Below are 12,816 nucleotides of genomic sequence, written 5' to 3'. Positions count from 1 at the left end.
GAGCTATTCTTTGGTGATTTGTGGTGTGTGGTCTGGGGTTATGGTGGCATGCGGACACACTTTTCTTTACTTAACCCTCGTTTGCCGTCTAGCGCACGATGCTACTAGCGCACGACAATACCGTCGGAGTCAGCGTAGAGCGTCTCGCCCGGAACGAAGTCAATGCCGCCGAAGGAGACAACGACGTCGCGCTCGCCCTCGCCGGTCTTGGTGGACTTGCGCGGGTTGGTGCCAAGCGCCTTGCACCCGAAGTCCATCTCACCGATCAGCTTGGAGTCGCGGATCGCGCCGTTGACGACCACACCAGCCCAGCCATTGTCCTTGCCGAGCCCCGCAATAACGTCACCGACCAGCGCCGTGTGGACCGAAGCATCACCGTCGATGACAAGCACGCCGCCCTCAGACGGCTCGGAGAGGACCTTCTTCAGTAGCGCGTTGTCCTGGAAGCACTTGACCGTGGAGATCTTGCCGCAGAACTCCACGCGACCGCCGAGGTTGCGCATCTGGGTATCGCAGGAACGCACGTCCGGGCCGATCTCATCAACCAGGTCAGCGGTGGGGATGAATTCAATTGCCATAGGGGATTCAAGTCCTTCCGAAATTACTCGCATCAAGTGTTAACTCCATTGTTTCAAACTCAAGATGTGACCAAAGACATATGGTGCAAATTCGCTGGCAGCGATTGACACTCCGAAGGCCGGTCCAGATTGATTACTCTGGTGAGTCAGAACGCGCCGACAACCACACGTGCGCAGGAAGGGTAGAAGATGGCTGGGTTTAATTGGTTTTGGAAGGCTCTTGGCGGCAAGCAAGGGCGCAACCAAAAACGCAGCGTAGGGCTGGTGGCGCGCGCCGCTGAGCTCGAGCCACAGGTACAGGCGCTTTCCGACGCCGACCTCGCCGACTTCGCCCGCCAACACGCCACCGACGCACCGGAGCTTTTAGCCGCACTCCGCGAAGTCTCCCAGCGCACCCTGTCCATGCGCCCCTTCGATGTGCAGCTGCAAGGCGCACTGGCGCTCATGGAGGGAGACGTTATCCAGATGGCCACCGGTGAGGGTAAGACTCTTTCCGGCGCCTTGGCTGCAGCCGGGTTCGCGCTGCGTGGCCACCGCGTGCATTCGGTGACCGTCAACGACTACCTCGCAGGCCGCGATGCGCAATGGATGCAACCGCTGTTCGGGTTCCTTGGGCTCTCGGTGGCGGCTATTTCGCCGCAGGATGGTCCGGGGGAGCGTCGTAAAGCATATGCGGCAGACATCGTCTACGCCGCCGTCAACGAACTCGGCTTCGACGTCCTGCGCGACCGTTGCGCGCCGACCATTGCAGACCGCGTGCAGTCGCCCGCTGATGTCGCCATCATCGACGAGGCCGACTCCGTGCTGGTGGATGAAGCGCTAGTCCCGCTTGTGCTCGCCGGCAATGAGCCGGGCACCGCACCGACCGGGCAGATTACCGACGTGGTGCGTCGCCTGCAGCTCGGCGACGACTACACCGTCGACGAAGGTCGCCGCAACGTCTTCCTCACCGATACCGGCGCCGCACGCGTCGAACGTCTGCTTGGCATCAGCTCGCTGTACGACGCCGAACACGTCGGCACCACCCTGGTTCAGGTCAACGTTGCACTGCACGCCCACGAGTTGCTGCAGCGCGATGTCGACTACATCGTGCGCGACGGCAAGGTACAGCTCATCGACGCCTCGAAGGGACGTGTGGCGGAACTTCAGCGTTGGCCGGACGGTCTGCAAGCGGCGGTAGAGGCCAAGGAGGGACTGCAAGTCTCGGAGGGCGGCCGCATCTTGGACTCCATGACCATCCAGCAACTCGTCGGCCGCTACGACGTCACCTGCGGTATGACCGGCACCGCCACCTCCGCGGGCGACCAGTTCCGCGAGTTCTACGGACTCCACGTCTCCGTCATCGAACCCAACGTGCCATGCGTCCGCGACGACGAGCCCGATCGCATCTACGCCACCACCGGCGACGCGTTCGCCGCGCTTGTCGACGAGGTCGTGGAACTCAACGGCACTGGTCGACCAATACTCGTAGGCACCCGTGACGTGGCCGAATCGGAACGACTGGCCGATGCGCTAGTCCTGCGCGGCATCGAATCCTCGGTACTGAACGCGAAAAATGACGAGCTGGAGGCCCAAGTCATCGCCAATGCTGGCGATATTGGCCGCGTCACGGTGTCCACCCAGATGGCCGGCCGCGGTACCGACATCCGCCTCGGAGGGGCAGACGAATCCAACCGCGATGCGGTGGTCGAGCGCGGTGGCCTATGCGTCATTGGTCTGGGCAAGCACCGCACTGACCGACTGGATAATCAGCTGCGTGGCCGCGCCGGGCGCCAGGGCGATCCGGGCTCGTCGGTGTTCTTTGTCTCCCTGGATGATCCGGTGATTTCCGAAGGCGCTGCTGGCGAGACGCTGAGTGTGCTGCCCGAGGACGATGGACGCGTTCGCGATAAGAGGGCCTACCAGTTCATCGACCGCGCACAGCGAGTGACAGAGGCGACCATGCTGTCGATTCATGCGACGACGTGGAAGTACAACAAGCTCATCGGTGACCAGCGCGAGATTCTGGATGAGCGCCGGGAGAAACTGCTGACTACGAATGCTGCTTGGGAAGAACTGTCCAAGCTGGCATCGGCGCGGGCGAAGGAAGTGGAATCCGCAGTCGGGCGCGACGTCGCCGAGGATGCCGCCCGGGAGATTATGCTGAGCCACCTGGATCGCGGATGGTCGGACCACCTGGCGGATCTGGATGACCTGCGGGAGTCGATTCATCTGCGCGCGCTGGCTAAGGAAAGCCCCATTGATGAGTTCCACCGCGCCGCCATCGGTGCCTTTAAGAACTTGGTGAACAATGCTGTCACCGAGGCGGTGCAGACGTTCCAGGAGGTCAAAATCGATAGCGATGGCGCGCACCTGGAGGACACGGGACTTGCCCGCCCGAGCTCGACGTGGACCTACATGGTCAACGACAACCCGCTGAGCAATGGTGGCGGCTCGGTCGTCGGTTCAATTGCAGCGATGTTTAGGTAAGCCGTAACCACAGGTTTGGTAACAATTTGAAAATAATTCTCAGGTGACCGGCCTAGGTACACCCACGGAGAAAGCTCTCCGATGTCGGTATTTACGCATATCAATCATGTTGTACATACCCTGTCGGTGAGCTGCGTCACAACATGGTTGGGATTAGATAACAACACGAAAGCGGTTGGGGCGCTATTATCTAAAAAGTAACGAGTAAATCGCCCAAGGTTATCCCGGAGGGAAAGATATGACTAGCAATAGCGGCCAGCCAGAGGCATCGGTCGAGACCACCTCGGTCTTCCGTGCAGATTTGCTGAAGGAGATGGAGTCCAGCTCTAACACGGACTCCACGGTCTCCGGTGTTGAAGGACTTCCGGCAGGCTCGGCACTCTTGGTCGTCAAGCGGGGGCCAAACGCGGGTTCGCGTTTCCTGCTCGATCAGGCAGTCACCACCGCTGGTCGTCACCCGGAAAGCGACATTTTCCTCGATGACGTGACTGTTTCCCGTCGCCACGCAGAGTTCCGCAAGAACGGTGACTCCTACGAGGTTGTCGACGTGGGATCGCTGAACGGCACCTACGTTAACCGCGAGCCGAAGAACTCTGCGGTTCTGGCTAATGGTGACGAGGTCCAGGTCGGTAAGTTCCGCCTCGTATTCCTTATCGGTAACTAATTCGACATCGGTTAGTGTCGACGTCTGTCGGCATTAACCCCCTTATTTTTGTAAAGGCTCGGAAAGACCAGTGGCAGCAGTACACAAATCAGCGGTTTCGCAGCCGGCTCCGTCAGAAAGCACTGCGAAGCAAGCACGCTCGGTGGGCAAGAAGAAGACCATCGGTGCTGTGCTAAAGGAAGTCAAGGTTGAGTTCCCTGATGTAACGCTGTCCAAGATTCGTTTTCTCGAGTCGGAAGGGCTGCTGTGCCCGTCGCGTAGTTCCTCGGGCTATCGTCGCTACAGCCAGGCGGACATTGACCGCCTGCGCTACATTCTGACTGTTCAGCGCGATAACTACTTGCCGCTGAAGGTTATTAAAGAGCAGCTCGACGAAATTGATGCGGGCAACGCTGGCGGCGACGGTCTGGCTTCGGTTACTCCACTGGTGACGGCGGATCAGTTCCGCGAAGCTGCAGTGATCTCACTGACGCAGGCGGAGCTAGCAGAGCGCACCGGCGCTAGCGAGAAGTTCATCACTGAGCTGGTCCGCGTCGGCCTGATTACTCCGGACACGCTGAACATGTTCGACGGCGATGACCTGCTCATCACTGAGACGGCAGTCAAGCTGGCTGAGTTCGGCCTGGATGCCCGCCACCTCAAAACTGTGCGTACCGCTGCGACCCGTGAGGCCGATTTGGTGTCGCTGGCAGCTAGTCCGCTGAGTAAGTCGCGTGCGGCTAGTGGCAAGCAGAAGGCTGTGGAAATGGGCCGTGAGATGACCGCACTGATGGTCACGCTGCACGGCACTTTGGTCAAGCGCCAGGTCAACAAAGATCTGGGGAAGTAGTCAGTAGTCCCGCGTAAATAGCGGCTCGCTACAATTATCGCTGTTATGGACGAAAAACTCGTAGAAGTCAAGTTTCTAGACTGGATGGCGCATCCTCCTGAGGACGATCCAGTGCTGCTCCTGCATGCCGAAGAGACCAATCGGATTATCCCGATTTGGATTGATTTGGCGACGGCGACGGAGTACTCCGCCCGTGAGACCGGCGCTACGCAGCGTCGCCCGGGCATGCATGAGGTCTTCGTCGATGCGCTGGACATGGTGGGGCAGAGCGCCCTGCGCGGCCAGATTACGGGCGTGCATGAGGGCGTTTTCATCGCCAGCCTGGTGCTCGAAGGTGGCGCAGAGATTGATATGCGGCCCTCCGACCTCATCCTTATCGCTAGCGAGCTTGAGGTTCCGCTGTATGTCGCGCGTGATGTGCTCGACGCCACGTCGGTAGCGGCGCGTCTCGTCGCAACCAATGGCGGTTCGCTTGCCGACGAGTCGGAGACCGACTCCGTCGAGGCATCGGTGTCGGAGTTTGCGGAATTCCTCGACAGTATTGATGCTGACTACTTCGCCGAGCCGCATGGTGATGCGGAGGACAAGAAGTCTGATGGTGAAGCCGACGGTGGCGCCGATTCAGCTTCCGATGGCGACCGTTAAACGTGTGACTGGAGTGAATAACTGGCTACTTTTGAGGTAGTTGTGACGCTTATTTCCTCCGGCGTGTCGCTGAATGACCCCATAAAAGGGGTAACTTTTCGTAAGTTATAGTTTCATTCCGTCCTGCGGTTTTGCTCCCGGGTTGTGCTTGAGCTGGGGAAACTGTGGCTCCAAACTCTAAACCTTAACTTTAGGTTTAGAGATTCGGCGTGTCGTCCTGTGATGTATTGACAGCCGATTAACCTTGGCGAAAGATAAATAACGGCAGTGAAACTACCTCGGGAGAATTTATATGGTCGACGACAACAGCGGTTCGCTCTTTGGCGACAATGAGCTCCGTGCGTCGGACTCGCAAGAGCCACGCGCGGTTCAGGAATCCCTGTTCGACATGGGGCCGGACGAGCAGGTTGGCTACCGCGTTCCTATCGCATGTCAGGTAGCGGGCATTTCTTACCGCCAGCTGGACTACTGGGCACGCACCAAGCTGGTGGAGCCTTCTATTCGTACCGCCAAGGGCTCAGGTACCCAGCGTCTGTACTCCTTCCGTGACATCCTCGTTTTGAAGATCGTCCGCGGACTGCTGGACACCGGTATTTCCCTGCAGAACATCCGTCTGGCTGTCGACCGCCTGCGCGACCTCGGCGTCGATGACCTGGCTACCATCACTCTGGTTTCCGACGGTCGCACCGTCTACCAGTGTCGCTCCAATGAAGAGGTCATCGACCTGCTCAACGGTGGCCAGGGAGTGTTCGGCATTGCTGTCCCGGGCATTATGAAGGAACTGACTGGCACCATCGCCTCCTTCCCGTCCGAGCGTATCGACGGTACTCAGGAGAACCCAGGCACTGGCATCGACGAGCTGGCTGAGCGTCGTCGCCGTCGCATCTCCTAACAGCCAACTATTTGGCTGGACAGCGGCGTTGCTGCTACGGCCGCCGCTCAAATAGCCGAAACAAACTAAACGAAAACCGCCTTCCACAACTGGTTCCGTTTTTCCTCTCCCGAGGTTGGACCAGATGGAGGCGGTTTTTGCTACTTACTCCGTACCGATAGCCGCAGCCAACTGAGAGGCCAGGCCGTCGCCGTAGTCAGCCGCAATGCGCAGAGAGCCAGTGGTCATATTTGCCACTTCCTGCAGCTCGGGGCTGGAGCTGTCCCCGTCGGGAAGCACGATGACCTCAATCGTTACCGGGCGGTCCGGGCTAATGAGTTCCTTGATCCTCTCGACAGACTCGGCGGCATCGGCGCCCGAGGCATCGCGCCCCGAGGTGAGCACGACGAGTCGGTTGGGCTTGTCAGGGGAGTAGGTGTCGCGGGCGGCCTGGTAGGCATCGATAAGCGCTGGCCAGAACTGTGCCTCACCACCGGCCGGAAGTTCGGCCAGCGAACCCTTTACGGCGTCCGCGCCGTTGTTGGCCTCGTCATCGGGCGCGGGAAGTTCCGCGAGGCGGTTCACCTCGGGTGCAAATGTCCACAGGCCGTATCGGCCGCCAGGTGCCGCATCGATAGCGCCGGTCAGTGCCGCAGACAGCGCCCCGACATCGACGCCCTCGGAGGTGTCAGCGAGCAGGAGCGCCGAACCCACCGCAGTTGCGGGCTGTTGCGCGTCCGGCTGCTCCAGTGCTGGCGGCAGCGCAAAAGAATCCGTCTGAATCTGCGAGAGCACCCCAAAGTTCTCCGCTACTTCAGGGCTGAAAGTGCTCTCAGCAGCTTCGCCGTCGGCCCCGTGATCTGCTGCGAAGTTGCGGAAGTCCTCAGCTGCGCGAGCCGTGTTCTCGTCGATCTTGCCGCCGGAGCCAAAAGTGACAACTGGCGCATGCAACTGGGGTGCATCCGCAGGGGAGACCAGCTTCAGCCCTTCGCCGGCCATCTGCAGCATGGGCTGGGTCGCGGCCACACCGTCGAAGTCGGCAACGTTCTGGCTGAGCATGGTCAGCAGAGTATTGGAGGTGTAGACCTCACCCAAGCCCGCGCGTTCGCGAGCGACGCCCGGGCCACCGCCAAGTCGAGCACTAATCACGGCCGACAGTGCCGCATCGGAGCCACCTGGGGCGGCCACGCGCAATCCTGCAAGCTCTTCCCAGGTGGCGTTGTTCAGCTGGTCAGCACGATTGGTTGTGAAGGCCACGCCGCTAGCAATCGGCGGCAACCACGTCTTGGGGTTGTTGACCTTGACCTTGTCCGAGTTCTTCGCCTGATCCACGAAAGAGATATCGGCGGGAATCCAGACGCCCGGAGTCAAAATTCCTGTACCAGCTTCATCCGCAGCGGGGTCCTCCGGAGCTCCCTCACCAGCTTCAGCACCGCCAGCCTCAGTCAGGGCGTTCACAACCTCCTGCGAGCCCGCCACCGTAATCTGTGGCCGCACACAGAAGTCCCTCACCACGGGATTCGACTCGCCATAGTCCTGCACAAGTTTCTGTGCCGAGCCCACCGCGGCAGGATCAGCGGTCACCACCAGTGTCAGGTCACCCTTCGTGCACCGTGCACGGTCAGCATCAATCGACGAATCGTTGCTCTTGCGCAGATTAACCCAGGCAAAAACCGCAGCGACCAGAACAATTACGACCAAGACGGCAATAAAAGGCCCCTTAGCCACTCGATAGTTGTTCTCACCCGAGGCGTGTCGTCCCATGTCGTTCTAGCCCTTTCTATGCTGAGTGTGCTCGGCACTGTCGACTCGCAGCAGACCTCGTCGTAAAGCACAAACGCGCACGTAACTCCTGCCAACTTTACTGCGTGGACAATGCGACATCTACCACTTCGAGAAGACGGCCGCGCAGAACATCGGCACGCGCGCTGAGCTCACGCTGGCGGCGGACGTACTCGGCCTTGCCTTCGGGCGTTTCGATGCGAATAGGCGCAAAACCCCAATCCCGCAGATCGTAGGGAGCGGCGCGCATATCCAACTCACGGGCACTGCACGCGAGCTCGAAAGTATCCAGCCACAGGTCGCCGGGGACCGCCTCGCCGAGCTTGGTCGCCCATTTATACAAGTCCATGTTGGCGTGCAGACAACCCATCTGCTCACAGTGCGGCTGCGTCTCGCGCGTCGGGGCAAACTCGTTGAGCGGCACGGCGTCGGGCGTGAAGAAACGGAAGGCATCGAAGTGCGTACACCGAACCGTGTGAGCCTCGACGACCTCGTCCGTGCCTGCCTGACCCAGCCGCAGTGGCTCCGGATGACGATGCTCGGGCTGGCGGTACACCATCGCCCATTCATGCAGACCAAAGCAGTCAAAGTGCGCCGGATTCGCGCGCGTCGAACGCAACAGATTGCCGATGTACGCTACCGTCGTACCTCGCTTATCGACGTACGCCGAAACATCCATGCGCGCCGTCCCAGAGGCGGTATCGGTGGGGTCCTCGCGGGCAGGACTATCGGTAGCGCTGTCCGTGTCGAGGGTAAAGAACTTCAGGTGACTGATGTCCTTGGCTGTCGCACCGGGAAGATCTACGCCGATGCCCGGTGACCAGCGGCGGAGTTGACCGGGCTTGACGGGGTAGTACTCGAAGATGAAGTCCCAGACCGGGTGGCGCTGGCCGCGACTGCGACGGGACAGGTGGTCGCGGGTCAGGATATCGACGCGGGCGATATGCCTTGCTTTGGCTTCACGCCAATCGAAAGACGAATCGGGTGTAGGTGTCACTGCTGTCGTCCCTGCGTGGTGCCCGGTCGGGTCCGGGGCTGGTTCACGGTCGAGTGCTGCTTTGGTGCACCGCTGCGACGTGGGGAGACCTCGTGGGTCCAGTCGCGCACGACACCGACCTGCTCCTCGATGAGGTCCTCCAGAGCCACGATGCCGATCTGCTCCGCGCCGGAGAAAGCACCGGTCTTCGGCGCGATACTTGCCGGGGCGTTTGCGCGCAGGTGCGGCTTTGGCATGCGAGCGCGTACAGCCACTGCCATGTGGGCGCTGTAGCGGCGCATGATGCGCAATCCCTCATCCAGCGTGGCATCGATCGGAATCTCGATCATCGGGCGAATCTCGTCATCGGGGATGGCTGTCTCTGGGCCGGAGGCAGGATCCATGACGCGGTCGAGGACATCTTTCACGTGAACATAGCCGCGGTACTCGTTGGGTTCATTGTTGGCCGCAGCGACGGGGAACCGGGAGAAACCAGTTTCGGTGACCGCCGTCTCTAGATCGCCCACAGTCGGTGCGGTGGGGAGGCGCCGAATTTGCTCGTGCGGAATCAGCACCTCCTCAATGGTGCGCGTGGCCGAAGCCAGTGTGCGACGAAGGCGGACGTGCTCCTCGCTGTCAAGGAGCCCCTCTTGACGAGACTCCGCAATCATCGATGCCAACTCAGTGGAATCGACAGTGGTGTCGAGCTCATCGCGCTGCTCAATGCCGAACAGCTTAAGCGTATGGCGAGCCATCCAGTTAAACAGCAGCAACAGCGGCTTGGTCAGACGGTAGAAGACCATATGAACCGGAATAAGCAGCATGGCCATCGTTTCCGGTCCTGCCAGCGCGATATTCTTCGGCACCATCTCACCGAGCATGATGTGCAGCACTGACACCAGCATCAATGCGATGGCAAAGCTCAGCGGGTGCAGCAGCGACTCCGGAATACCCATCGCCTGGAAGGGAGCTTCCAGCAGATGTGCCAGCGCCGGCTCAGAGACCTTACCCAGCAGTAGCGAGGCAATGGTGATGCCCAGCTGTGCGGCGGCGAGCATCATCGACAGGTGCTCAGAAGCATTGATAACTGTGCGTGCGCGCTTCTTTCCCTGAGCCAGCAGCGCTTCCAAACGGTCACGGCGAGCAGCAATAAGTGAGAACTCCGCGCCCACGAAAAACGCGTTGACCAACAGCAAGAAGAAAGTCAGGAGGATTCCAAACCAGTCACTCATAGGTTGAACATCTCCTTAGCGCGCTCGTTGGTCACAGGAATCAAAATGGCACGGTCCACGCGGCGGTCATCCATCGCCAGAATGCGGGCGTACCAGCGTCCGGCGATACCCGATTCGAACTCGTCCATGAAGTCGCGTTCGGTCTCTGGCAGCAGGACGACGTCACCGACCTCCGGGATGCGACCGAGCGCAAACATAATCAAGCCACCGAGCGTTTCGAAGCTACCTTCTGGGGCGAAGTATCCGACCTTGGTCGGCAGCTCGTCGGTACGCACAAGGCCAGAGCAGTTCCAACCTTCGATCGCGCGTTTGACTTCCTGCTCGGACTCCTTGTCGTCGTACTCATCCCAGACCTCGCCAAGAATTTCCTCGACGACATCCTCGATGGTGACAATGCCGGCGATGCCGCCGTACTCATCGGCGACCAGCGCAATCTGCGAGCCGGCCGAACGCACGGCCTCCAGTACGGCATCGCCGTCCAGCGACTGCGGCAGCGTCGGCACAGGCCGTGCAATCTCCCGCATGGTGGTGGTTGAGCGCTTCGCCGCAGGCACCGCAAATGCGTCCTTGACGTGGACAACACCGACAGTGGCATCGAGGTCCCCGTCAGTAATGGGGAAGCGGGAATGCCCCGATTCGATAGCGACAGCCAGCAGATCCAGCGCCGTGTCATCGACATCGAGGGAGGTAATCGTCGACCGCGGCGTCATTAGGTCCTCCGCCGTCGTTTCGCCAAAGCGTAACGACGACTCGAGTACAGCGGCCTTCGACTCATCCAATGCACCCTGCTCCGCAGAATTACGTACCAGTGCTTCCAGCTCCTGAGGGGAACGCGCTGAAGCCAACTCATCCGCCGGTTCAATACCGAGCTTGCGCACCAGCCAGTTCGCCGTGGCATTCAGCGAATGGATGAAGTAGTGGAACACCCAGTTAAACGCCATCACCGGACGAGCCGTAACTCGCGCTACTGCCAGCGGCTCTGTAATCGCGACATTCTTTGGCACCAACTCGCCATAGACCATCGACAACATCGTGGCCACGATGAGGGCAAGAATCAGTGCGGTCGGTCCCGCTGCAGACTCGCTGAGCCCCATCCAATGCAACATCGGCGTGAAGTACTGTGCCAGCACCGGTTCCGCGAGGAAACCAGTTGCCAGCGTGGTCAACGTAATGCCCAGCTGTGCACCGGAAAGATGGAAGGACAGTCGATTATGCGCCTTGTGAACGGCCTCAGCAGGTGCATCCGCTGAACGGGCGCGGTCGGCGTCAATCGTAGATCGCTCCAGTCCCGTCAGCGCGAATTCAAACGCCACAAAGAGGCCGGTGCCAGCGGTTAGCGCGATAAAGCCGACAACCGCGACAATATTGAGAACAATATCCACTGATTATCTCTTCTTCTTTTTCCCTCGCTTGGGGCGGTGTACGCGACCGCCAGCACGATTCTTTCCGCTTGCCGACGGACCGCCGCGCCCGCGGTAACCGGCACCACCAGCACCGCCTGCCGATTGGCTCTGATCTTGACGAGCCCGGCGCGGACGCCGTGCGCCCAGTTCCTTGACAAATCGCGGCAGTCCCGGAGCGGCGCGCAGCTCTTCAGCTTCAACGCCGGCCCCTGCCAGCAGCTCGCGGGCCTGATCAACCTGGCGGTCACGCACAATCATCGCTACCGTGCCGGAAGCACCTGCACGAGCCGTCCGACCAGAGCGGTGAATATACGTCGCGGAATCCCTTGGCGGATCCGCGTGCACAACCAAGTCAAGAGCATCGATATCAATGCCACGAGCGGCCACATCCGTGGTGACGAGGACATTGATTTCACCGTCGGCAAAGGCCTTGAGGACCGCGCGGCGAGTTGCCTGGCCGCGATCGCCGTGGAGGAAACCTAACTTGATGTCATAGAACTGTAGAAACTTAGCCAGCTGCACGACACGCGCCTTAGAGTTGGCGAAGATGACGCACTGATCCTTGCGGGAGGCAATCCAGGCGACCACTTCGTCGGCTTCGTTGTTGTCCTCCACCCGAAGTAACAGATGCCGCATATTGCGCATGGTCAACCGGGAGGCAGTGACCTTGTGCTTCGCAACTTCAGTGCTACTTGCGCGACGATCGCGAATAAGCCCCGCGGCGTCGTCGTTAATCGTGGCGGAAAAAACCATGCGCTGTGCCGACTTCGGGCACGCACGGACCAGGCCCAGAACATCGGGCAGAAAGCCCATGTCAGCGAGCATGTCCGCTTCGTCAACGACAACAGCGAGGACGTGCTCAAGGCTGAGGAGACCGCGGCGGCGCAAATCGTGTGCGCGACCCGGTGTGACCACAGCGATATCGACTGGTGCCGCGAGCAGAGTCTGCTGCTTGGCCACGGAGTCACCGCCGACCAAGCTCAAGACACGCAGACCTGCAGCGGCACCGATGTCAGCCAGGACATCAGCAATCTGATCTGCGAGTTCGCGCGTTGGCGAAATAATGAGCGCGCGCGGGTAACCGGGAAGCGCTGGAGAGGCGTTATTGAGTAACGCGACCAGCGGAATGCCGAATGCGAGCGTTTTGCCCGAGCCTGTGGGGGCCTGTGCGAGAACGTCCTTGCCAGCGAAAGCATCTGGCAAAGTCGCCACCTGCACGGCGGTAGGCGAAGTTATGTGCTGGGCACGCAGAATACTCACAATCGCTTCCGGCGTGCCCAACTGTCTGAAATCACTGGACTCAGCAGGAGGGGGCATGCTTGTTAGAATACCGCTATCCCCGGACAGCCATGCAATAGGCACGTCCG

The 12,816-nt window shown here is 60.3% G+C and carries 11 protein-coding genes; 5 read left to right on the top strand and 6 right to left on the bottom strand.

Translation table 11 applies throughout. The features are described from left to right. Nucleotides 1-104: 104 nt before the first annotated feature. Nucleotides 105-578 (bottom strand): ribonuclease E activity regulator RraA, encoded by a 474-nt coding sequence (gene rraA, locus QP982_RS04595; RefSeq protein ID WP_016422839.1) that lies wholly within the window; start codon nucleotides 576-578, stop codon nucleotides 105-107. Nucleotides 579-767: 189 nt separating this feature from the next. Between rraA and secA2 the strand changes: the two genes are divergently transcribed. The 5 genes from secA2 (at nucleotide 768) to QP982_RS04570 (ending at nucleotide 6,077) form a co-directional block, all read left to right on the top strand. Then, the gene (secA2, locus tag QP982_RS04590; RefSeq protein WP_284870255.1) at nucleotides 768-3,047 is read left to right on the top strand and encodes an accessory Sec system translocase SecA2; all 2,280 of its coding nucleotides are present in this window, start codon (nucleotides 768-770) and stop codon (nucleotides 3,045-3,047) included. Between the two features lie 238 nt (nucleotides 3,048-3,285). Beyond that, nucleotides 3,286-3,711, top strand: a complete 426-nt coding sequence (gene odhI / locus QP982_RS04585; RefSeq protein ID WP_038625554.1) for an oxoglutarate dehydrogenase inhibitor Odhl — start codon at nucleotides 3,286-3,288, stop codon at nucleotides 3,709-3,711. A gap of 70 nt (nucleotides 3,712-3,781) precedes the next feature. Further along, entirely contained in the window at nucleotides 3,782-4,540 is a 759-nt protein-coding gene (gene ftsR, locus QP982_RS04580; protein ID WP_070601412.1) for a transcriptional regulator FtsR, read from the top strand. Nucleotides 4,541-4,585: 45 nt separating this feature from the next. Then, nucleotides 4,586-5,185 carry a bifunctional nuclease family protein gene (locus tag QP982_RS04575; RefSeq protein ID WP_284870254.1) on the top strand — a complete coding sequence of 200 codons (600 nt, stop codon included), beginning with the start codon at nucleotides 4,586-4,588 and terminating at the stop codon, nucleotides 5,183-5,185. A gap of 388 nt (nucleotides 5,186-5,573) precedes the next feature. Then, entirely contained in the window at nucleotides 5,574-6,077 is a 504-nt protein-coding gene (locus tag QP982_RS04570) for a MerR family transcriptional regulator (protein ID WP_172620271.1), read from the top strand. Between the two features lie 144 nt (nucleotides 6,078-6,221). Here QP982_RS04570 and QP982_RS04565 read toward each other — a convergent pair whose 3' ends face one another. The 5 genes from QP982_RS04565 to QP982_RS04545 all read right to left on the bottom strand — a co-directional run bounded on the left by QP982_RS04565 (nucleotide 6,222) and on the right by QP982_RS04545 (nucleotide 12,766). Continuing rightward, nucleotides 6,222-7,820: a vWA domain-containing protein gene (locus QP982_RS04565; protein WP_149420700.1), complete on the bottom strand. Its 1,599-nt coding sequence runs from the start codon at nucleotides 7,818-7,820 to the stop codon at nucleotides 6,222-6,224. Nucleotides 7,821-7,917: 97 nt separating this feature from the next. After that, nucleotides 7,918-8,835, bottom strand: a complete 918-nt coding sequence (locus QP982_RS04560) for a 3-methyladenine DNA glycosylase (RefSeq protein ID WP_149420701.1) — start codon at nucleotides 8,833-8,835, stop codon at nucleotides 7,918-7,920. Further along, nucleotides 8,832-10,046, bottom strand: coding sequence for a hemolysin family protein (locus QP982_RS04555; protein WP_070858559.1), 1,215 nt, complete (start codon nucleotides 10,044-10,046; stop codon nucleotides 8,832-8,834). Before QP982_RS04555 ends, QP982_RS04560 begins: the two co-directional genes overlap by 4 nt. After that, the gene (locus QP982_RS04550) at nucleotides 10,043-11,428 is read right to left on the bottom strand and encodes a hemolysin family protein (RefSeq protein ID WP_016422831.1); all 1,386 of its coding nucleotides are present in this window, start codon (nucleotides 11,426-11,428) and stop codon (nucleotides 10,043-10,045) included. Before QP982_RS04550 ends, QP982_RS04555 begins: the two co-directional genes overlap by 4 nt. 3 nt (nucleotides 11,429-11,431) lie before the next feature. Continuing rightward, the gene (locus tag QP982_RS04545; RefSeq protein ID WP_222867480.1) at nucleotides 11,432-12,766 is read right to left on the bottom strand and encodes a DEAD/DEAH box helicase; all 1,335 of its coding nucleotides are present in this window, start codon (nucleotides 12,764-12,766) and stop codon (nucleotides 11,432-11,434) included. Nucleotides 12,767-12,816 lie beyond the last annotated feature (50 nt).

Source organism: Corynebacterium sp. MSK019 (genome assembly GCF_030232425.1).
Taxonomy (GTDB): Bacteria; Actinomycetota; Actinomycetes; order Mycobacteriales; family Mycobacteriaceae; genus Corynebacterium; species Corynebacterium jeikeium_D.
This window is presented reverse-complemented; position numbering and strand designations above follow the sequence as displayed.